The sequence below is a fragment of the Arenimonas sp. genome, assembly GCF_019459675.1.
In the GTDB taxonomy this organism is placed as follows: domain Bacteria; phylum Pseudomonadota; class Gammaproteobacteria; order Xanthomonadales; family Xanthomonadaceae; genus Arenimonas.
In genome coordinates this window covers 1-18,911 of the sequence record NZ_JAIBFH010000140.1, presented here as the reverse complement: position 1 = coordinate 18,911, position 18,911 = coordinate 1, and the positions used below count along the sequence as shown (strand labels likewise).

The 18,911-nt window shown below is 69.1% G+C and carries 22 protein-coding genes; 3 read left to right on the top strand and 19 right to left on the bottom strand.

What is annotated here, in order from left to right; genetic code table 11:
• Window positions 1–14: 14 nt before the first annotated feature.
• The 8 genes from hflC to rlmE form a co-directional block, all read right to left on the bottom strand.
• Window positions 15–890 carry a protease modulator HflC gene (gene hflC / locus K0M70_RS05145; protein WP_290780171.1) on the bottom strand — a complete coding sequence of 292 codons (876 nt, stop codon included), beginning with the start codon at window positions 888–890 and terminating at the stop codon, window positions 15–17.
• Window position 891: 1 nt separating this feature from the next.
• A complete protein-coding gene (hflK, locus tag K0M70_RS05140) occupies window positions 892–2,001 on the bottom strand; it encodes an FtsH protease activity modulator HflK (RefSeq protein WP_290780168.1) in 1,110 nt (369 codons plus the stop codon).
• Between the two features lie 63 nt (window positions 2,002–2,064).
• Window positions 2,065–3,381 (bottom strand): ribosome rescue GTPase HflX, encoded by a 1,317-nt coding sequence (gene hflX, locus K0M70_RS05135; RefSeq protein WP_290780165.1) that lies wholly within the window; start codon window positions 3,379–3,381, stop codon window positions 2,065–2,067.
• Between the two features lie 23 nt (window positions 3,382–3,404).
• On the bottom strand, window positions 3,405–3,674 hold the full coding sequence (gene hfq / locus K0M70_RS05130; protein WP_290780162.1) for an RNA chaperone Hfq: 270 nt from the start codon (window positions 3,672–3,674) through the stop codon (window positions 3,405–3,407).
• Window positions 3,675–3,772: 98 nt separating this feature from the next.
• On the bottom strand, window positions 3,773–4,684 hold the full coding sequence (gene miaA / locus K0M70_RS05125; protein ID WP_290780174.1) for a tRNA (adenosine(37)-N6)-dimethylallyltransferase MiaA: 912 nt from the start codon (window positions 4,682–4,684) through the stop codon (window positions 3,773–3,775).
• A gap of 288 nt (window positions 4,685–4,972) precedes the next feature.
• Entirely contained in the window at window positions 4,973–5,869 is an 897-nt protein-coding gene (folP, locus tag K0M70_RS05120; RefSeq protein WP_290780159.1) for a dihydropteroate synthase, read from the bottom strand.
• 69 nt (window positions 5,870–5,938) lie between these two features.
• Complete coding sequence (gene ftsH, locus K0M70_RS05115; RefSeq protein WP_290780156.1) at window positions 5,939–7,849, bottom strand: ATP-dependent zinc metalloprotease FtsH; 1,911 nt, start codon at window positions 7,847–7,849, stop codon at window positions 5,939–5,941.
• Window positions 7,849–8,478, bottom strand: coding sequence for a 23S rRNA (uridine(2552)-2'-O)-methyltransferase RlmE (rlmE, locus tag K0M70_RS05110; protein WP_290780153.1), 630 nt, complete (start codon window positions 8,476–8,478; stop codon window positions 7,849–7,851). The genes ftsH and rlmE overlap by 1 nt, the downstream gene beginning before the upstream one ends.
• A gap of 75 nt (window positions 8,479–8,553) precedes the next feature.
• Between rlmE and yhbY the strand changes: the two genes are divergently transcribed.
• Together yhbY and K0M70_RS05100 are read left to right on the top strand one after the other, a co-directional pair.
• Window positions 8,554–8,859, top strand: a complete 306-nt coding sequence (gene yhbY / locus K0M70_RS05105; RefSeq protein ID WP_290780150.1) for a ribosome assembly RNA-binding protein YhbY — start codon at window positions 8,554–8,556, stop codon at window positions 8,857–8,859.
• Between the two features lie 12 nt (window positions 8,860–8,871).
• The gene (locus tag K0M70_RS05100) at window positions 8,872–9,246 is read left to right on the top strand and encodes an Mth938-like domain-containing protein (protein WP_290780147.1); all 375 of its coding nucleotides are present in this window, start codon (window positions 8,872–8,874) and stop codon (window positions 9,244–9,246) included.
• Between the two features lie 23 nt (window positions 9,247–9,269).
• On the opposite strand, the gene K0M70_RS05095 is transcribed toward K0M70_RS05100, so the two are convergent.
• The 3 genes from K0M70_RS05095 to surE all read right to left on the bottom strand — a co-directional run bounded on the left by K0M70_RS05095 (window position 9,270) and on the right by surE (window position 11,754).
• Complete coding sequence (locus K0M70_RS05095; RefSeq protein WP_290780144.1) at window positions 9,270–10,190, bottom strand: peptidoglycan DD-metalloendopeptidase family protein; 921 nt, start codon at window positions 10,188–10,190, stop codon at window positions 9,270–9,272.
• Between the two features lie 110 nt (window positions 10,191–10,300).
• A complete protein-coding gene (locus K0M70_RS05090) occupies window positions 10,301–10,978 on the bottom strand; it encodes a protein-L-isoaspartate(D-aspartate) O-methyltransferase (protein ID WP_290780141.1) in 678 nt (225 codons plus the stop codon).
• Window positions 10,975–11,754, bottom strand: coding sequence for a 5'/3'-nucleotidase SurE (gene surE / locus K0M70_RS05085; RefSeq protein ID WP_290780137.1), 780 nt, complete (start codon window positions 11,752–11,754; stop codon window positions 10,975–10,977). The genes K0M70_RS05090 and surE overlap by 4 nt, the downstream gene beginning before the upstream one ends.
• 91 nt (window positions 11,755–11,845) lie before the next feature.
• Between surE and K0M70_RS05080 the strand changes: the two genes are divergently transcribed.
• Complete coding sequence (locus K0M70_RS05080) at window positions 11,846–12,427, top strand: Smr/MutS family protein (RefSeq protein ID WP_290780134.1); 582 nt, start codon at window positions 11,846–11,848, stop codon at window positions 12,425–12,427.
• A gap of 6 nt (window positions 12,428–12,433) precedes the next feature.
• On the opposite strand, the gene K0M70_RS05075 is transcribed toward K0M70_RS05080, so the two are convergent.
• The 8 genes from K0M70_RS05075 to K0M70_RS05040 all read right to left on the bottom strand — a co-directional run.
• On the bottom strand, window positions 12,434–12,649 hold the full coding sequence (locus K0M70_RS05075) for a hypothetical protein (protein ID WP_290780131.1): 216 nt from the start codon (window positions 12,647–12,649) through the stop codon (window positions 12,434–12,436).
• 38 nt (window positions 12,650–12,687) lie between these two features.
• Window positions 12,688–13,770 (bottom strand): tRNA pseudouridine(13) synthase TruD, encoded by a 1,083-nt coding sequence (gene truD / locus K0M70_RS05070; RefSeq protein WP_290780128.1) that lies wholly within the window; start codon window positions 13,768–13,770, stop codon window positions 12,688–12,690.
• A complete protein-coding gene (ispF, locus tag K0M70_RS05065) occupies window positions 13,767–14,252 on the bottom strand; it encodes a 2-C-methyl-D-erythritol 2,4-cyclodiphosphate synthase (RefSeq protein WP_290780125.1) in 486 nt (161 codons plus the stop codon). Before ispF ends, truD begins: the two co-directional genes overlap by 4 nt.
• A gap of 43 nt (window positions 14,253–14,295) precedes the next feature.
• Window positions 14,296–14,982, bottom strand: a complete 687-nt coding sequence (gene ispD, locus K0M70_RS05060) for a 2-C-methyl-D-erythritol 4-phosphate cytidylyltransferase (protein ID WP_290780122.1) — start codon at window positions 14,980–14,982, stop codon at window positions 14,296–14,298.
• Entirely contained in the window at window positions 14,979–15,320 is a 342-nt protein-coding gene (ftsB, locus tag K0M70_RS05055; protein ID WP_290780120.1) for a cell division protein FtsB, read from the bottom strand. Before ftsB ends, ispD begins: the two co-directional genes overlap by 4 nt.
• Window positions 15,321–15,330: 10 nt before the next feature.
• Complete coding sequence (gene eno, locus K0M70_RS05050) at window positions 15,331–16,617, bottom strand: phosphopyruvate hydratase (protein ID WP_290780117.1); 1,287 nt, start codon at window positions 16,615–16,617, stop codon at window positions 15,331–15,333.
• 13 nt (window positions 16,618–16,630) lie between these two features.
• Entirely contained in the window at window positions 16,631–17,464 is an 834-nt protein-coding gene (gene kdsA, locus K0M70_RS05045) for a 3-deoxy-8-phosphooctulonate synthase (RefSeq protein WP_290780114.1), read from the bottom strand.
• A partial coding sequence (locus tag K0M70_RS05040; protein ID WP_290780111.1) for a CTP synthase occupies window positions 17,464–18,911 on the bottom strand: 1,448 nt, incomplete at its 5' end. The genes K0M70_RS05040 and kdsA, both read right to left, overlap by 1 nt.

Here is an 18,911-nt window from a genome sequence, read left to right as displayed (position 1 = left end):
CCCCCCGCCTGGATTCAGCGCTTCTCGGTGCCGAAGTACTGCAGGAACTCCGAATCCGGGTCCAGCACCAGCGTGGTGCGGCCGTCGGCCATCGAGTTCCGATAGGCCTCCAGGCTGCGGTAGAACGAGTAGAACTCGGAGTCCTGGCCGTACGCCGCCGCGGCCAGCTCGGCCGCCTTGGCGTCGCCGGCACCGCGCAGGCGCTGGGCGTCGCGCTCGGCTTCGGCCAGGATCACCTGGCGTTCGCGCTCGGCTTCCGACCGGATCTCGTCGGAGCCTTCCGAACCTTCGGCGCGCAGCTGGTTGGCCACCCGCGTCCGTTCGGCGCGCATGCGGTCGAACACCGAATCCAGGATGGTGCTGTCTTCGGGCAGGTTGATGCGCTTGATGCGGATGTCCACGATCGAGATGCCCAGCGTGGCCGCGCCTTCCTTGGTTTCAGCCAACAGGCGCGCCGTCAGGTCCACGCGGCCACCGGACACCACTTCCTGCAGGGTCAGGCGGTTGATCTGGTTGCGCAGCGCGTCCTTGATGATGGGGGTAAGCCGCAGCTTGGCTGCCTCCTCGCTGCCGCCGCTGGCGGCGCGGTAGAAGGTGGAAACGTCCTCGATGCGCCACTTCACGAAGAAGTCCACGCTCACGTCCTTCTTCTCGGACGTCAGGTAGCGTTCCGGCGAGTCATCAAGGGTCAGGATGCGGCGGTCGAACTTGCGCACCTCTTCCACCAGCGGCAGCTTGAAGTGCAGGCCCGGCTCGATGCCGCTGCGCACCACCTTGCCCAGGTTGAGCACGATGGCGGTCTGGCTTTCGTTGACGATGTAGACCGAGCCCATGGCGCCCAAGAGGGCAGCCACGGCAAGGGCGATGATCAGTGGGTAACCGCGCAGCATGTCAGCGTCCTCCCGGGCGGGCGTCGGCGCGTGGGCGCTCGATAGTGGGGGTTTCGGGGGTGGCGGCCTGGGTGGCAGGCATCCGGATCACGGGGGCTTCCGGCGTTGCCGCGGCACCGGCGGACGATCCGCCCAGCGGCATGTAGAGGATGTTGTCGCTGCCGGACATCACCTTCTGGTTCGCCGCCAGCACCATCTGCATGGTTTCCAGGTAAAGGCGCTTGCGCGTCACTTCCGGGGCCTTGCGGTACTCGTCTGCCAGCAGGCGGAAGCGCGCGGTGTCACCTTCGGCGCGGGCCACCACGGCGGCCTGATAGCCCTCGGCCTGCGTGCGCACCACGGCCGCGGTACCGCGGGCCTCGGGCACGATCTTGCTGGCGTAGGCCTGGGCTTCGCTTTCGATGCGGTTCTTGTCTTCGCGGGCGCTGATGGCGTCGTCGAAGGCCGGCTTCACTTCTTCCGGCGGACGGGCGTCGGGCAAGTTGAACTCGGTGAGAACCAGGCCGGTCTGGTAGTCGTCGAGCGACTGCTGCAGGCGCTGGCGCGCCATCACCACCAGCTGGGCGCGTTCGGACAGCACCGTGTCCATCGTGCTCTGGCCCACGGCCTCGCGCACGGCACCTTCGGCCGCCTGCTGCAGCGTCGCTTCCGGTTCGCGCGAACCAAACAGGAAGAGGCGCGGATCGGACTTGGTGTACTGGGCGTTGAACTTGATGTCGACGATGTTCTCGTCCTTGGTCAGCACGCGCACCTGGTCGCTCAACGTCAGCACCTGGGTGGCGTCCACCACGGTCACCGTTTCAATCGGCCAGGGCCACTTGAAGTTGGGACCCGGGGTCATGATGCGGTTGAACTCGCCGAAGCGCAGCACCACGCCGCGCTCGCGTTCGTCCATCAGCTTGAAGCTGTTGAACACCAGCCAGATGCCCACCAGGCCAAGGATCCACGGCAGGGGGTTGAACGCACCCGTCCCCTGGCTGCCGCGGCCGCCGGCACCACTGCCGCCACCGAACATGCCCTTGAGGCGATTGACGAAGGCTTCGACCTCGTTGCCGGGGTCTTTGCCTTTCCAGGGATCTTGGTTGCCTTTTCCAGGCTGGTTCCAGGCCATGCTTGCTCCGTTGCGCACTCCGGCCCGGCGATCTGGCGGGAGCCAGGGCCGGAAGGACCGCTTTTAGTCAGTGTCAGGATTGTAGGTAGGGGCGCCGGGGGCCACAAGCAAGAGCGCGTGAAGCAAATGACCGCCCGGTTCGTCCGCCAGCCTCACAGCAGTAGCGAGCGGAAGGTCCAATTCAAGCAGCCAGCCTGTCTCGTCCGCGTGTTCGGCCGCCACCGCCGCCAGCTCGTGCAGGCGCGCCCGCAGGCGGCCCTGGTCGGGGCCCAGCCTGAGCTGCGCCTTGAGACGGCGCTCCACGAAGCGGTTGGCCAGCAGGCTGCGGAGCAGGTCCACGCCCTGCCCGTCCCGGGCCGACAGCCAGATGCGCTCCCGGCCCTCGATTTCCGGGTCGTGGCGCGGCAGCGCGCCCTCGATCCGGTCGATCTTGTTGAACACCAGCACCTGGGGGATGTCGCCGGCGCCGATTTCCTCGAGCACCTTGTCCACCTGGCCGATGCGCTCGGCGCGCAGTTCGTCGGCGGCGTCTATCACGTGCAGCAGCAGGTCGGCCTCGCGGGCTTCCGCGAGCGTCGACCGGAAGGCCGCCACCAGCTCGTGCGGCAGGTCGCGCACGAAGCCCACCGTGTCCGACAGCACCAGCGGCGCAACGCCGTCCACGCGGCGCACCGTGGGGTCGAGCGTGGCAAACAGGCGGTCGTCGGCGTAGACGCCCGAACCGGTGAGCGCGTTGAACAGCGTGGACTTGCCGGCGTTGGTGTAGCCCACCAGGGCCACGCGCGGCACTTCGTTGCGGATGCGCGCGCGGCGCATCTGGGTGCGCTGCACTTCCACCTTTTCCAGCCGCGCCTGCAGCGACTCCAGGCGCTTCTGCAGCATGCGCTTGTCGAGTTCGAGCTGGGTTTCGCCGGGGCCGCGCAGTCCGATCGAACCGCCGCGCTGGCGCTCGAGGTGGGTCCAGCCGCGCACCAGGCGCGTGGCCCAGTGCTTGAGCTGGGCCAGCTCCACCTGCAGCTTGCCTTCGTGCGTCGCCGCACGCTGGGCGAAGATATCCAGGATGAGCCCGGTGCGGTCCACCACGCGGCGCTTGAGCACCTTTTCCAGGTTGCGCTCCTGGCCGGGCGTCAGCAGGTGGTTGACCAGCACCAGGTCGGCGCCGGTGGCCTCGCAGGCAGCCTGGGCTTCCTCGAGCTTGCCGGTGCCGATGTAGTAGGCGGCGTTGGGTTTTTCGATGCGCGCCGTCAGCGTGCCGACCACGGTGGCACCGGCCGAACGGGCCAACTCGGAAAACTCCTCAAGCAGGGCAGGATCCTGCTGGCCCGGCGCGTACGGCTGGATCAGCAGGGCGCGTTCGCCCTTGCGGGCGCGCTCAAACATCGTGGAGCCTCAGCACGGAGCGCTCAATCGTCCTGGCCCGCCTCGTCGTCGTCGCCGGCACCCGCCGTGCCGCCGCCCGGCCCGACGCGGACGTTGCGCGCCGGCACCACGGTGGAAATGGCGTGCTTGTAGACCATCTGGCTGACGGTGTTGCGCAACAGCACCACGAACTGGTCGAAGCTCTCGACGGTTCCCTGAAGCTTGATGCCGTTGACCAGGTAGATCGAGACGGGGATGCGTTCGCGACGCAGTGCATTCAGGAAGGGATCCTGGAGCGATTGGCCTTTGGACATATGGACTCCGTTTTTCTTCTTGTGGCGCGCCATTTGGCGCGATTTGCGGCCAAAAGGGTCCGTGGCCGCGAATGCCGGAAGTCTACCAGCACCGCCTGTTACCGGCGGGTCACGAACAGCCGCAGGGCCTGCGCGAGTTCAGCTTGGTCCTGCGCCGGGTCGAACCAGCGGGCCTCGGCCTGCGCCCTGAGCCAGGTCACCTGGCGCTTGGCCAACTGGCGGGTGGCGGCCACGGCGTGGTCGCGGAAGGTGTCGGCGTCGGCGTCGGTGTCGCCGTCGAGAAAGCGCCAGGCCTGGCGGTAGCCCACGGCACGCATGGAGGGCAGGTCGGGATGCAGGCGTGGGTCGGCGCGCAGGCGCCTGACCTCGTCCAGGAAACCGTCCGCCAGCATCTGGTCGAAGCGCCGCGCGATGCGCTCGTGCAGCACCGCACGGTCGGCCGGCGCCAGCACCAGCCGAAGCACGCGGAACGGGAACCTGCGCCGCACGCCTTCGCGCTGCCACTGGCTGATCGGGCGGCCGGTGGCCCGGTATACCTCCAGCGCTCGGGTAATGCGCTGCGGGTCCTGCGGCTTGATGCGAAGGCCCGCGTCCGGATCCACCGCCGCCAGCTCGGCGTGCAGGGCCGGCCAGCCGCGCTCGGCGGCCTGGGCGGCGATGACCGCGCGCAGCGCCGGGTCGGCCGGGGGCATGTCCGACAGGCCGTTGAGCAGGGCGCTGAAGTACAGCCCGGTGCCGCCCACCAGCAGCGGCACCCGGCCGCGCGCGGCCAGGGCATGCATGGGCGGCAGCGCTTGACGGGCAAAGTCGGCGGCGGAAAACACCTCGTGCGGATCGCGCACGTCCACCAGGTGGTGGGGCGCCAGCGCCAGCGTGGCCGCGTCGGGTTTGGCGGCGCCGATGTCCAGGCCGCGGTAGACCAGCGCCGAATCAACGCTGATCACCTGTGTGTCCAGCTGCTGGGCCCAGTCCACCGCCAGCGCGGTCTTGCCCGACGCCGTGGGGCCCATCAGGGCGATGGCGAGTGGGCGCTGGTCGTGCACGGGTCAGGCGCCGGCGTGGCGCCGTTCGCCCGGCACCCTCGTGGGATTCGCGAAGTCACTTTGCGGGGGCGAAAGCGGGCTCATGGCGTGTCGTCGGCTGATCGGTGTCCGGCAAGCTTAGCGTGATCGGAGATCGTGCAACGACTATCCACAAGCCCTGTGGACAAGTCTGGGCGAACCCCTGTGGAGCGATTGCTGCCACGCAGCGGGGGCGCGGCTGTCACCGGGTTTGGCCAAGGATTGACCAGCGCCGCGCTATTCGTCGTCGGGCCAGCGGATGGTCGGCTTCGCGGTCGCGGCGCGGGGCGCGGGCATGGCGGCAACAGCCGCCCACACCTTCATCGCGTCGACGGTGGCGGCGACATCGTGCACGCGCACCAGGCGCGCGCCGTATTCCGCGCACAGCACCGCGGCGGCTACCGAGGCATGCACGCGCTCGTCCACCGCGCGGCCGGTGATGTCGCCCAGGCTGCGCTTGCGCGACAGGCCGGCCAGCACCGGCACGCCCAGGTCGGACAGGCGCGCGAGCTGCCTGAGCAAAAGCAGGTTGTGCTGCAGCGTCTTGCCGAAGCCGAAGCCCGGGTCCACCACCAGGTTTTTCTTGGCGATGCCGGCCATTTCGCAGGCGAACAGGCGCTCCGCCAGGAACCGGTGCACGTCGCCCACCACGTCGTCGTAGTGTGGCGAATCCTGCATGCCGCCCGGCTGGCCCAGCATGTGCATCAGCACCACCGGCACGCCCAGCGCAGCGGCGGCGTCCAGCGCGCCATCGCGGCGCAGCGCGTAAACGTCATTGATCATGCCTGCGCCGGCGCCCACCGCCGCACGCATCACTTCGGGCTTGGAGGTGTCCACCGAGATCGGCAGCGACGTTTCGCGCACCAGCCGCTCGATCACCGGCAGCACCCGGGCCAACTCGTCTGCCAGCGACACTTCACTGGCGCCGGGACGGGTGGACTCGCCGCCCACGTCCAGCACGTCGGCGCCCTCGGCCGCCAGCCGCAGGCCATGCGCCACCGCGGCGTCCACCGTGCCGTGGTGGCCACCGTCGGAGAAGGAATCAGGCGTGACGTTGACGATGCCCATCACCCGCGGGCGATCGAGCTTGAGCATCCTGCCGGCGCAGTCAAGCTGCGGGATCAGGTCGAACATGGGCGCACCCGGCAAAGAAAAAGGCCAGAGCGGACTCTGGCCTCTTCGGGTTTTAACGGCAAGCCTTGCTCAGGTCTGCGGCATGGGGCCGCCGATCGGGCCAGCGGCCGGGCCGGTGCCCGGGTCGTCCTTGGAGATGCGGCCCGACTTCGCCCAATCCGACGGCGGGCCGGGACGACGCCCTTCCATGATGGCGTCGATCTGGATCGCGTCGATGGTTTCGTAGGTCAACAGCGCCTCGGCCATGATGTGCAGCTTGTCGATGTTCTCGGTGAGGATTTCCCTGGTTCGCGCGTACGCACGGTCAAGGATGCTGCGCACCACTTCGTCGATCTTGCGGGCCGTGTCGTCCGAAACGCTCTTGTGCTGGGTGACGGAGCGGCCAAGGAACACCTCGTCCTCGTCCTCGCCGTAGGCGATCGGGCCCAGTTCGTCGCTCAAGCCCCACTTGGTGACCATGTTGCGGGCCATCTTCGTGGCGCGCTCGATGTCGTTGGACGCGCCGGTGGTGACCTTGTCGGCGCCGAAGATCAATTCTTCGGCCACGCGGCCACCGTACAGCGAGCACAACATCGATTCGATGTGCACGCGGTTGTAGCTGTACTTGTCGCCCTCGGGCAGGTACATCGTGACGCCCAGCGCACGGCCGCGCGGGATGATGGTGACCTTGTACACCGGGTCGTGCTCGGGCACGGCGCGGCCGACGATGGCGTGGCCAGCCTCGTGGTAGGCGGTCAGCTTCTTCTCGTCTTCGCTCATGATCAGCGAACGGCGCTCGGTGCCCATCAGGATCTTGTCGCGGGCGCGGTCGAAGTGCTCCATGCGCACGGTCTTGGCGTTTTCACGGGCGGCGAACAGCGCCGCCTCGTTCACCAGGTTGGCCAGGTCGGCGCCGGAGAAGCCGGGCGTGCCGCGGGCGATGGTCATCGGCTCCACGTCGGTGTCCAGCGGCACCTTGCGCATGTGCACCTTGAGGATCTGCTCGCGGCCGCGCACGTCGGGCAGGCCAACGGTGACCTGGCGGTCGAAGCGGCCCGGGCGCAGCAGCGCCGGGTCCAGCACATCCGGGCGGTTGGTGGCGGCGATGACGATCACGCCCTCGCCTCCCTCGAAGCCGTCCATCTCGACCAGCAGCTGGTTCAAGGTCTGTTCGCGCTCGTCGTGGCCACCGCCCAGGCCGGCGCCGCGATGGCGGCCGACGGCGTCGATTTCATCGATGAAGATGATGCAGGGCGCGTGCTTCTTGGCCTGGTCGAACATGTCGCGCACTCGGCTGGCGCCGACGCCGACGAACATCTCGACGAAGTCCGAACCGGAGATGGAGAAGAACGGCACCTTCGCCTCGCCGGCGATGGCGCGCGCCAGCAGGGTCTTGCCGGTGCCCGGCGGGCCCACCATCAGCACGCCGCGGGGGATCTTGCCGCCCAGCTTCTGGAAGCGGCCCGGGTCGCGCAGGAACTCGACCAGCTCGCCCACTTCTTCCTTGGCTTCCTCGCAGCCGGCGACGTCGGCCAGGGTGACCTTGACCTCGTTCTCGCCCTGCAGCTTGGCGCGGGACTTGCCGAAGCTCATGGCGCCCTTGCCGCCGCCCTGCTGCATCTGGCGGGTCATGTAGAAGAAGAAGCCGATGATCAGCAGGACCGGCAGGAAATTGAACAGGATCGCGGCAATCCACGACCGGCCCTCGGGCTTGTTCTGGACCAGCTCGACCTCGTTCTCCAGCAGCGTGTCCACCAGGCGCGTGTCGCTGGGGTTGGCCGTGGTGAACTTGGTGCCGTCCTTGCGCTCGCCGGTGATGGCGATGTTGTTCGCCTCGATGTTCACCTTGGAGACGCGGTCGGCCTTGATCTCCTGGATGAACTCGTTGTAGGTCAACTCGCCCGTCGGCGCACCGATGGGCGCCGAGAAGCTCTTGAACAGAGCCATCAGCACCACCGCGCCGATCAGCCAGAGCACGAGTGTCTTTGCCAGGTCATTCATCAGTTCTTTCCTCGGCGCTTGCCCATTGCTAGCGCATAGACTTCATTGGAACGGCGGCGGGAGGCCGCCGGCTTGCGGATCACCAACTTCTCGTAGCGGGTCCTGAGATCCTTGACGTAGGCGTCGAAGCCTTCGCCCTGGAAAAGCTTGATCAGGAAGTCGCCGCCCACTTTCAGGTGGCTTTCCGCGAAATCGCGGGCCAGCTCGGACAAATACATCGCCCTTGCCTGGTCCACGGTATCCACGCCAGTCATATTGGGGGCCATGTCGGAAAGGACAAGGTCCACCGGCTTGCCGGCCAGCAGGGATTCCAGCTCCGACAATGGCCCTTCCTCTCTGAAATCGCCGTGAATAAACTCCACGCCGGCGATCGGCGGCATCTCGAGGATATCCAGCGCAACCACCCGGCCGTGGTCGCCCATGTCCCGGCGCACCACCTGGGACCAGCCGCCCGGCGCCGCGCCCAGGTCCACCACCACCATGCCGGGCTTGAGCAGGCGGTCCTTCGCGATCAACTCCTCAAGCTTGTAGGCCGCCCGCGAACGCATGCCCTCGGCCTGGGCCTTCTTCACGAAGGGGTCGTTGAAGTGTTCCTTCAGCCAGGTGGGGCTACTTTTGCTGCGGGCCATGGGGGGCGGGAGCCATGAAGGCGGAAGGGGCCGTCATGATACCCTACGGCCCCTCCCAGCCCCGCCCGGAACACCATGCCCGCCGCCCTCAGCAATCCCCAGAAGCGCTACCTGCGCGGCCTGGCCCATGACCTCAAGCCCGTGATCATGGTCGGCGCCAAGGGCGTCACCGACGCCGTAGTGGCCGAAGCGGGCCTGGCGGTGGAACGCCACGAGCTGATCAAGGTGCGCGTTGCCGCCGGCGACCGCGAGCTGCGCGACCAGTGGATCGCCGACCTGTGCGAGCGCGCGGACGCCTCGCTGGTGGCGCGCATCGGCAACATCGCGGTGCTTTACCGCCGCAGCCAGGACAACCCCCTGATCGTGCTGCCCAAGGCCTGAGGGAACCCCCGGATGCAGCTGGCGCAGGAAAACCCCGACTTCACCTACGTGCTGCGCGGCGCCAGCGAGGCCGGCGTGCTGGTCAACCAGGAAACCTTCACCCGCAGCTTCCTGCTCACGCCCAACCGGATAGTGCAGGACTGGCGCCCCACCTCGGCCGCCGACCTCACGCCCGAGGACATGCTGGCGCTGCTTGAGCTCGAGCCCACGCTGGTGCTGCTGGGCACCGGGCCGAAGCAGCGTTTTCCTTCGGCGGCGGCCATGGCCGCCCTGCTGACGCGCGGCATCGGCATCGAAGTGATGGACAGCAGCGCCGCGGCGCGCACGTTCAACGTCGTGGCCACCGAAGGCCGCAAAGTGGTCGCTGCCTTCCTCCTGCCGGGCTGAGCGCGCCGGCAGCGGCCTGGCATTCAGGGCGGCGGCAGGACCTGCAGCGGGTCCACGGGCTTGCCGTTGCGACGGACCTCGAAGTGCAGCATGTCCCGGCTGGTGCCGCTGCGGCCCAGCTCGGCGATGGGCTGGCCCGCGCGCACGGCCGTGCCCTCGGTGACCAGACGCTTGCGGCTGTGCGCGTAAGCCGACAGCCATTCATCGCTGTGCTTGACGATGATCAGCTCGCCGTAGCCCACCAGGCCGGCGCCGGAATACACCACCACGCCATCGGCGGCGGCTACCACGGCCTGGCCGGCCGTTCCGGCGATATCGATGCCCTGGCGCTTGGGATCACCGGCCGCGAAGCGGCCAATCAGCTGACCCTGGGTCGGCCAGCGCCAGCCGCCGGCGCTCACCACCGCGGGCACCACGGGCGCACTGGGGACCACCACCGGCGTGCCGGTGACGGGGCGCGGACTGATGGGCGCTGCCAAGGGCAAGGCCGCCGCGGGCGCACCCTGGGCCGGGCGCGTTTCCGGCGGCAAGGCCGTGACCGGCGCCGGCCCATTGCCGTTCGAAACCACCGGAGACGCTCCCGGACGGGACAGCGGCGTGGTGGCCGGACTGCCGGTGGCCGGGCGGCGGGGGGTGCCGCGGGGCGCGGACGCCGTGCGGGCACTGGCCAGCTGCAGGCGCTGGCCCGGGTAGATGGTGTAGGGCGCAGGGATGCGGTTCCAGCCGGCCACTTCGCGGTAGTCCAGCCCGTGCCGGAAGGCGATGCCGTACAGGGTGTCGCCGGCTCGCACGACGTAGCTGCCTTCGCGCGGCACGGACGCGGCCGCGCGCGAAGGCGCCGACGCCCGCGAGCCCTCGCGCTTGACCACGCGCGAATTGCCGCAGGCGGCCAGCAGCGCGGCGATCACCAGGACAACGATGCCACGGGCGACGAGCGTCTTCATCCGCGGATGCTCAACCAGACGATGGCGCTGATGAAGCCCGGGCACCAGGGCGCATGCGGGTGCGCGGCCAGTCGCCTGCAGGTGTCGTAAAGCGGCCCGGACAGCTTCATTCAAAGCGTCCCGGGCAAGAGCGGCACGAACACCACGGCGCCGAGGTCTTCGCGCACCAGTTCACCTTCGATGCGGCGCAGGCGCAGCAGGCGCTGGCCGTTGGCGGCGCCGATGGGCGCAATCAGGGTGCCGCCCTCGGGCAGCTGTTCGTACAGCGAAGCTTCCAGCGCCGCGGCGCCGGCGGTGACGATGATGCCGTCGAACGGGGCGTACTCGGGCCAGCCGGCGCGGCCGTCGTCGTGGCGGCTGCGCACGTTCAGGCCGAGGCTGCGGAAGCGGCGGCGCGCGACGCGCAGCAGCTCTTCGATGCGCTCCACGCTGTAGGTTTCCAGCCCCAGCGTCGCCAGCACCGAGGCCTGGTAGCCCGAGCCGGTGCCTACTTCCAGCACGCGCTGGGGGATGCCGTGTTCGATCAGCGCCGCCGTCATGCGTGCCACCACCCAGGGCTGGGAGATCGTCTGGCCGTTGCCGATCGGCAGCGCGGTGTCTTCATAGGCGCGGCTGGCCAGCGCCTCGTCGATGAACAGGTGGCGCGGCACGGTGCGCATGGCCGTCAGCACGCGTTCGTCGCTGATGCCGCCTTCGGTGCGCAGGCGCTCGATCATGCGGTCGCGCGCGCGCAGGGAGGTCATCCCCTGTCCGCGCGCCGCGGGCTGGCTGTGGAATCGGGCCGTCATGCGGGCTGCTTGAGCGCTTCGCCGAGGCCACCCACCCAGCTGGCGACCTTTTCCAGCGCCTGGTAGCGGGTGAGGTCGACGTGGATCGGAGTGATGGAGATGTAGCCGGTGCGCACCGCGTGGAAATCGGTGCCGGGGCCGGCGTCCTGCTCGGGGCCGGCCGGGCCTATCCACCACAGCGGGCGACCGCGCGGGTCCAACTGCGGGATGCAGGGCTCGGCCCGATGGCGATGGCCCAGGCGCGTGACCTCGTAGCCGCGCAGCTCACTCCAGGGCAGGTCCGGCACGTTGACGTTGAGGATGGTGTCGGCCGGCAGGGGGTCCACCAGCAGGCGGGCGGTGATTTCAAGCGCGGCCCGTGCGGCCGAATCGTAGTGGCGGCCGGAAGACTCGCTGGTGACCAGCGACATCGCCACCGCGGGCAGGCCCAGGAAGCGGCCTTCCATCGCCGCTGCCACGGTGCCCGAATAGATGACGTCGTCGCCCAGGTTCGCGGCGCTGTTGATGCCCGACACCACGATGTCCGGGTCGGCCGCCAGCAGGCCGGTGAGGGCCAGGTGCACGCAGTCGGTCGGGGTGCCGCCGACACGCCAGACGCGGTCGCCGATTTCCCGCGCGCGGATGGGCGCGTCCAGCGTAAGCGAGTTGCTGGCGCCGGAACGGTCGCGGTCGGGCGCCACCACGGTCACTTCATGGCCCGCGGCACGCAGGCCGTCGGCCAGCACGCGGATGCCCGGGGCTTCCACGCCATCATCATTGCTTACCAGTACGCGCATCTTGGGTTCCGCGGATAAGGGGACATGATAACGGATGCACCCACCCACGCGGCCACCCCGCGCTCACGGCTGGCCGGGTTACCCTGCACCGATGAAGCGCAAGACGCCCGCGCCAACGCCCGAAATAACGCCCGACGACGCCGCGCTGTTCCGCGAGGCGATCGGCGAGGTGCGCGAGCTGGCGCCGCCACCGCCGGCCCCCGAACGGCCCAGGCCGCCGCCCGAGCCGCGGATGCAGGCCCGCGACGAGGCGCTGGCGCTGGTGCAGTCGCGCACGGCTTCGTACCTGGCGGCCACCATCGACGCGGCCGAGACGCTTTCCTACCGGCGCGACGAAACCCCGGAGAAAGTGCTCAAAGCGCTCAAGCGCGGCCAGTTCAGCCTGGGCGGCGAGCTCGACCTGCACACCCTGCGCGCCCACGACGCCGAGCGCTGGCTGCGCGAATTCCTGGCCCAGTCGCGTGCCGGCGGCCACGCCTGCGTGCGCATCATCCACGGCAAGGGCCCGCGCACCCTGGACGGCGGTTCGGTGCTCAAAGCGCTGGTGGACCGGATGCTGCGCCAGCGTGCCGACGTGCTGGCGTTCGCCTCCGCGCCCGAAGCCATGGGCGGCACCGGCGCCGTGCTGGTTCTGCTGGCCAAGCGGCGGCCCGGTGAGCGCGGACCGGCCTGACCGGGGTCAATCGTCGCCGTCGTTTTCCAAGGGCGGGTTGACCCAGACCACCCTGATCCCGGCCTTTCGGGTGGCCCGGTGGACGGCGTCCACGTAGTCCTGGTCAACGGCGACGGAGGAGCTGGGCGCGGGTGGCGCGGAAGCGGTGCGGGGCGTGCTGGCGCAGGCAGCCAGGAACAGGCCGGCGGTGGCCAGTAGAACGGCGTTGCGGACGGTGACCATGGTGACCTCCCGGAAGGCAGGAATACCGCCGTTCCAGACTACTCCGCCGGCTCGTCGGCGCAAGTGCCCGCGTCGCCGGAGCCCGCCGGCGCCAGCGCACCGCGGCCTGGCTCGGCCACGTCGCCCAGCGCCTCCAGCAGGCCGGTGGCGTAGGCGCCGGGCGGCAGCGTGAATTCAAGCAGCAGCTGGTCCGGCGCGGGCCACTGCCAGCGCAGGTCGGCCACGCGTACGCGCAGGGCGCGGCGCTCCTGCTTCATGCCCGCCGCCTCCAGTCCGGCGCGCAGGTCGGCGAAGGGCGCCAGCGCCGCTTCTTCGGCGTCGCGCACGTCGCCCTGCGGCCGCAGTTCACCCAGGCCCCACATGGGCCCGGTGGGATGGATGTCCTGGCGGGCGGCGCGCGCCAGGATCTCGTCGGTGGCCGGTTCGGGCCCGAACACGCTCTGGGTGCCGTCCAGCATCCACACCTCGCCCTCGCCGCCGCTGGCCCAGTCCCCGCGCATGACGCGCGCGGCCAGCGCCGCGTTGAACATCTCCGAACGCGCGGCCGACAGATAGATCGACCGCTGGTCGCGGTGCACGCGCTGGCCGGCGAACATGCGCCGCGCCGCCTCGACGTTGTCGCCTTCGCGGCCGAAGCGCTGGTTGCCGAAGTAGTTCGGCAGGCCGTTCGCGGCGATGGCTTCAAGACGCGCTTCGATCGCCGCCAGGTCGCCGACCACATCGCGCAGCCGCAGCACGAAGCGATTGCCCTTCAGCGCCCCGCGCGGCAGCTTGCGGTTGTGCCAGGTGGACGCCAGCACGCGCAGGTCGTCCGACACCAGGCCTTCGAAATCGGGCGCCACGCGCTTGGGGAAATGCACCGAGAAGCGCTGGCGCGTCACGGCATGACGGTCCTTCATGCCGGCGTAGCCCACGCCCATGTCGGGGATGCCGGCCCAGCGGGCGATGCGCTTGGCGGCGAACGAGGTGTTCATGCCGCGCTTTTCCACCGTCAGCAGCAGGTGCTCGCCCTGCCCGGTCGGTTCGAAGCCGTCGATCTCCTCGACCTGGAAATCCTCCGGCTCCACCCGGTAGCGCGCCTGCAGCACGGCGTCGCCGTGGGCGCGCGGCAGCGTGCTCATGCGCGCTCCAGCAGGACAACGGCCATCGCCGCCAGGCCTTCGCCGCGGCCGGTGAAACCCAGGCGTTCGGACGTGGTGGCCTTTACGCTGACGTCGTCCAGCGCCGCGGCCAGGTCGGCCGCGAGGTTGGCGCGCATCGCCGCCGCATGCGGCGCCACCTTCGGGCGCTCGCACACCACGGTGATATCGGCATTGCCCAGGCGCCAGCCGCGCTCGGCCACCAGCGCCGCGCAGTGGCGCAGGAACAGGCGGCTGTCGGCGTCGCGCCAGCGCGGGTCGGTCGGCGGGAAATGCACGCCGATGTCGCCCAGCGCCAGCGCGCCCAGCAGCGCGTCGCACAGCGCATGTATCACCACGTCGCCGTCTGAATGCGCCAGAACGCCGTGTTCGTGCGCGATGCGCACGCCGCCCAGCACCACGTGGTCGCCGTCGCCGAAGGCATGCACGTCATAGCCTTGGCCGATCCGTACGCTGTTGCTCATTTCTGGTTTCCTTTCGTACCGCGACCAGCGCGGCCACGCGTGCCTAGTCCATGTTGCCGAGGATGAATTCGGCCAGCGGCAGATCAGCCGGCGTAGTCACCTTGATGTTGTCTTCGCTGCCTTCCACCAGGCACGGGCGCAGGCCCAGGCGCTCCATGGCCATGGCCTCGTCGGTGATCTTGACGCCGGCGCGCAATGCGGCCTGCAGCGCACGGGTAAGCCCGCCGCGGCGGAACAGCTGCGGCGTCAGTGCCCGCCACAGCCATTCGCGCGGTTCGGTGGCCTGGCTGTGGCCGAGGTGGTCGGCGCGCTTGAGCGTATCGCGCACGGGCGCCGCCAGCAGCGCGCCCACCGGGTCGGCCTGTCCCACCGCCAACAGGCGCGCCAGGTCGAGCGCACGCAGGCAGGGCCGCGCGGCGTCGTGCACCAGCACCCACTGGTCGTCGTCCACCGTGCCCGGCAGGGCCATCAGGCCGGCCAGCACGGAGTCGGCGCGCTCGGTGCCGCCCACGCAGGTGATCACGGGCTTGCCGCCGATCTCGCGCCAGCCGGGCCAGTAACCGTCGTCGTGCGACAGCGCCACCACCACGCCGTCCACGCTGTCGTGGTTGAGCACGGCGCGCAGGCTGTGTTCGATCACGGTGCGGCCAGCCAGCGGCGAATACTGCTTGGGCTTCTCACCGCCGAAGCGCATGCCACGCCCCGCCGCGGGCACAACCGCCCAGGTCATCGCCGCGGCTCCGGGGCCGGCGCGTCCTGCGGCTGTTCAACGCGCTGGGCGCCGGCCTTGGCAGGCTCGACGACGCGGTAGAAGGTTTCGCCAGGCTTGATCATGCCCAGCTCGCTGCGGGCGCGATCTTCCACCGCCGCCTCACCCGACTTGAGGTCCTCCACCTCCGCTGACAGGGCGTCGTTGCGCTGCTGCAGACGGGCGTTCTCGGCGCGCTGGGCGCCGACGCGCACGTCAAGGGCGCGCGCTTCGCCCAGGCCACCCTCGCCCCACCACAGCTTCACCTGCAGGCCCACCAGGGCCAGCAGCAGCAGGGCAAGGACCCACCAGCGGCGCAAGGGCGCAGGCTCAGCGCTTGAGGCTGATGAAGGCGTCGCGGCCGGCGTAGCGGGCCTTGGCCGCCAACGTCTCCTCGATGCGCAGCAGCTGGTTGTACTTCGCCACCCGGTCGCTGCGGCACAGCGAGCCGGTCTTGATCTGTGTGGCGGTGGTGGCCACCGCGATGTCGGCAATGGTGGTGTCTTCGGTTTCGCCCGAGCGGTGCGACACGATGGCGGCGTAGCGGTTGGCGTGGGCCATCGCGATGGCCTGCAGCGTTTCGGTCAGCGTGCCGATCTGGTTGACCTTGATCAGGATGGCGTTCGCCACGCCCTGGTCGATGCCGTCCTTGAAAATCTTCGGGTTGGTCACGAACAGGTCGTCGCCCACCAGCTGCACCTTGCTTGTGAGCCGCTCGGTGAGCAGCTTCCAGCCAGCCCAGTCGTTCTCGGCCATGCCGTCCTCGATGGTGATGATCGGGTACTGCGCGCACCAGCCGGCCAGGAAATCGACGAACTGCTCCGACGTCAGGCGCTTGCCCTCGCCCTTGAGGTTGTACTTGCCGTTGTCGAAGAACTCCGTGCTGGCAACGTCCAGGCCCAGCAGCACGTCCTCGCCGGCCTTGTAGCCGGCCTTGCCGATGGCCTCGAGGATGACTTCGATGGCTTCTTCGTTCGAACGCAGGTCGGGCGCGAAGCCGCCTTCATCGCCCACCGCCGTACCCAGGCCCTTGGCCTTGAGCACCGACTTCAACGAATGGAAGATCTCGGCGCCGCAGCGCAACGCCTCGGCGAAGCTGTCGCAGCCCACAGGCAGCACCATGAATTCCTGCATGTCCACGTTGTTGTCGGCGTGGGCGCCGCCGTTGATGATGTTCATCATCGGCACCGGCAGCGACACGTCGGCGCCTGCGGCAAGGTGCTGCCAGAGCGCCTGGCCCTTGGACGCGGCCACGGCATGCGCGTTGGCCAGCGACACGGCCAGCAGCGCGTTCGCGCCCAGCCGGCCCTTGTTCTCGGTGCCGTCGAGGTTCACCAGCTTGGCATCCAGGCCCGCCTGGTCGGCGCCGTCGAAGCCCTTCAGCGCGTCGGCAATGGTGGCGTTGACGTTGGCCACCGCCTTGCGCACGCCCTTGCCGAGGTAGCGGCTGCGGTCGCCGTCGCGCAGCTCCACGGCTTCCTTGCTGCCCGTGGACGCGCCCGAAGGCACCATGGCGCGGCCAAAGCCGCCGTCGGCCAGGGTGACCTCGGCTTCCAGCGTGGGGTTGCCCCGGCTGTCGAGGATTTCGCGGGCGTGGATCTTGGTGATCGTTGTCATGGGGTCGCTTCGGTTACAGGGTGGATTCGAGGAAGCCGTTCTTCTTGGTGACGCGGTCGAGTTCAAGCAGCGTCTCGAGCAGCGCCTGCATCTTCGGCAGCGGCCAGGCGTTGGGGCCGTCGCTGAGCGCCTTGGACGGGTCCGGATGGGTTTCCATGAAGATGCCGCTGATGCCCACGGCCATGGCCGCGCGCGACAGCACCGGCACGAACTCGCGCTGGCCGCCGGACTTGCCGTCCATGCCGCCGGGCAGCTGCACCGAATGGGTGGCGTCGAACACCACCGGGCAGCCGGTGTCGCGCATCACGCTCAGCGAGCGCATGTCGGACACCAGGTTGTTGTAGCCAAAGCTGGCGCCGCGCTCGCAGGCCATGATCTGCGTGTTGCCGGTGGCCAGGGCCTTGGCGGTGACGTGCTTCATTTCCCAGGGCGACAGGAACTGGCCCTTCTTGATGTTCACCGGCTTGCCGGCGCTGGCGACTTTCTGGATGAAGTCGGTCTGGCGGCACAGGAAGGCCGGCGTCTGGAGCACGTCCACCACGGACGTCACTTCATCCAGCGGCGTGTACTCATGCACGTCCGTCAGCACCGGCACGCCCAGCTGGCGCTTCACTTCGGCCAGCACCTTCAGTCCCGCTTCCAGGCCCGGGCCGCGGAAGCTGGTGCCCGACGTGCGGTTGGCTTTGTCGAAGCTGGACTTGAAGATGAAGGGAATGCCCAGCTTGCCGGTGATTTCCTGCAGCCGGCCGGCGGTTTCCATCTGCAGCTCGAGCGACTCGATCACGCAGGGGCCGGCGATGAGGAAGAAGGGCTGGTCCAGGCCAACCTTGAATCCGCACAGTTCCATCAGGCCGAAGCCTCCTTGAGTAGTCGGCCGCCCGCCTTGTGCTCGCGCGCGGCGCGGATGAAGCCGATGAACAGCGGGTGGCCATCGCGGGGCGTGGACAGGAACTCCGGATGCGCCTGGCAGGCGATGAACCACGGGTGGTGGGGCAGCTCGATCACTTCCACCAGCAGGTCGTCCATGGACTTGCCGCTGATGACCAGGCCCGCTTCCTCGAGCTGGCTGCGGTAGCGGTTGTTGAACTCGTAGCGATGGCGATGGCGCTCGCCCACCACGTCCTTTCCGTACAGCTCACGCGCCTTCGAGCCGGGCTTGAGGCGCTGGTCCTGCAGGCCCAGGCGCATGGTGCCGCCCAGGTCGGACTGTTCGTCGCGGCGCTCGACATCGCCCGAGGCGGTGCGCCACTCGGTGATCAGGCCGATGACCGGATGGGCGCAGTTGCGGTCGTTCTCGGTGCTGTTGGCGCCCGCCAGCCCGGCCACGTGGCGGGCGAAGTCCACCACCGCCGCCTGCATGCCGTAGCAGATGCCGAAGTAAGGAACGCCCGACTCACGCGCGAACTGCGCGGTCATCACCTTGCCCTCGAAGCCGCGGTCGCCGAAGCCGCCGGGCACCAGGATCGCGTCCACGCCCTCCAGGACCTTTACGCCGTCCTTCTCGACCTGTTCGGATTCGATCCACTTCAGCGTGACCTTGGTGCGCTGGCGCAGGCCGCCGTGCTTGAGCGCCTCGGACAGCGACTTGTAGGCGTCCTGGTGATCAATGTACTTGCCAACCACCGCTACGGTCACCGAATCCACGGGGTGTTCCGCGGCGTCCACCACCGCCTGCCACTCGGACAGGTCGGCCGGCTTGGCCACGTCTTCCATGCGCAGGCATTCGATCGCGATCTGGTCGAGCTGCTGTTCGTGCAGCCACAGCGGCAGCTTGTAGATGTTGTCCACGTCCACGCAGCTGATGACGGCCTTCTCGTGCACGTTGGTGAACAGCGCGATCTTGCGGCGCTCCGAGTCGGGCAGAGGCTTTTCGCTGCGGCAGACCAGGATGTCGGGCTGGATGCCGATCGAGCGCAGTTCCTTCACCGAGTGCTGGGTGGGCTTGGTCTTGAGCTCGCCGGCGGCCGCGATGTAGGGCACCAGCGTGAGGTGCATGAAGATGGCCTTGCCCGGGCCGCGCTCGGTGCGGATCTGGCGGATGGCCTCCAGGAAGGGCAGCGACTCGATGTCGCCCACGGTGCCGCCGATTTCCACCAGGCCCACGTCGAAGCCGTCGGTGGCCTCGAAGATGGCGCGCTTGATTTCATCGGTGATGTGCGGGATCACCTGCACGGTGCCGCCCAGGTAATCGCCGCGGCGCTCCTTGCGGATCACGTTTTCGTAGATGCTGCCTGTGGTGACCGAGTTCTTGCGGCTCAGGCGCACGCGCAGGAAGCGCTCGTAGTGTCCCAGGT

What these genes read in the sequence shown, in the direction of transcription:
- hflC (WP_290780171.1), bottom strand. Translation starts at nt 890, where the DNA reads ATGCTGCGCGGTTACCCACTGATCATCGCCCTTGCCGTGGCTGCCCTC.
- hflK (WP_290780168.1), bottom strand. Translation starts at nt 2,001, where the DNA reads ATGGCCTGGAACCAGCCTGGAAAAGGCAACCAAGATCCCTGGAAAGGC.
- hflX (WP_290780165.1), bottom strand. Translation starts at nt 3,381, where the DNA reads ATGTTTGAGCGCGCCCGCAAGGGCGAACGCGCCCTGCTGATCCAGCCG.
- hfq (WP_290780162.1), bottom strand. Translation starts at nt 3,674, where the DNA reads ATGTCCAAAGGCCAATCGCTCCAGGATCCCTTCCTGAATGCACTGCGT.
- miaA (WP_290780174.1), bottom strand. Translation starts at nt 4,684, where the DNA reads ATGGGCCCCACGGCGTCGGGCAAGACCGCGCTGGCGGTGGACTGGGCC.
- folP (WP_290780159.1), bottom strand. Translation starts at nt 5,869, where the DNA reads ATGTTCGACCTGATCCCGCAGCTTGACTGCGCCGGCAGGATGCTCAAG.
- ftsH (WP_290780156.1), bottom strand. Translation starts at nt 7,849, where the DNA reads ATGAATGACCTGGCAAAGACACTCGTGCTCTGGCTGATCGGCGCGGTG.
- rlmE (WP_290780153.1), bottom strand. Translation starts at nt 8,478, where the DNA reads ATGGCCCGCAGCAAAAGTAGCCCCACCTGGCTGAAGGAACACTTCAAC.
- yhbY (WP_290780150.1), top strand. Translation starts at nt 8,554, where the DNA reads ATGCCCGCCGCCCTCAGCAATCCCCAGAAGCGCTACCTGCGCGGCCTG.
- K0M70_RS05100 (WP_290780147.1), top strand. Translation starts at nt 8,872, where the DNA reads ATGCAGCTGGCGCAGGAAAACCCCGACTTCACCTACGTGCTGCGCGGC.
- K0M70_RS05095 (WP_290780144.1), bottom strand. Translation starts at nt 10,190, where the DNA reads ATGAAGACGCTCGTCGCCCGTGGCATCGTTGTCCTGGTGATCGCCGCG.
- K0M70_RS05090 (WP_290780141.1), bottom strand. Translation starts at nt 10,978, where the DNA reads ATGACGGCCCGATTCCACAGCCAGCCCGCGGCGCGCGGACAGGGGATG.
- surE (WP_290780137.1), bottom strand. Translation starts at nt 11,754, where the DNA reads ATGCGCGTACTGGTAAGCAATGATGATGGCGTGGAAGCCCCGGGCATC.
- K0M70_RS05080 (WP_290780134.1), top strand. Translation starts at nt 11,846, where the DNA reads ATGAAGCGCAAGACGCCCGCGCCAACGCCCGAAATAACGCCCGACGAC.
- K0M70_RS05075 (WP_290780131.1), bottom strand. Translation starts at nt 12,649, where the DNA reads ATGGTCACCGTCCGCAACGCCGTTCTACTGGCCACCGCCGGCCTGTTC.
- truD (WP_290780128.1), bottom strand. Translation starts at nt 13,770, where the DNA reads ATGAGCACGCTGCCGCGCGCCCACGGCGACGCCGTGCTGCAGGCGCGC.
- ispF (WP_290780125.1), bottom strand. Translation starts at nt 14,252, where the DNA reads ATGAGCAACAGCGTACGGATCGGCCAAGGCTATGACGTGCATGCCTTC.
- ispD (WP_290780122.1), bottom strand. Translation starts at nt 14,982, where the DNA reads ATGACCTGGGCGGTTGTGCCCGCGGCGGGGCGTGGCATGCGCTTCGGC.
- eno (WP_290780117.1), bottom strand. Translation starts at nt 16,617, where the DNA reads ATGACAACGATCACCAAGATCCACGCCCGCGAAATCCTCGACAGCCGG.
- kdsA (WP_290780114.1), bottom strand. Translation starts at nt 17,464, where the DNA reads ATGGAACTGTGCGGATTCAAGGTTGGCCTGGACCAGCCCTTCTTCCTC.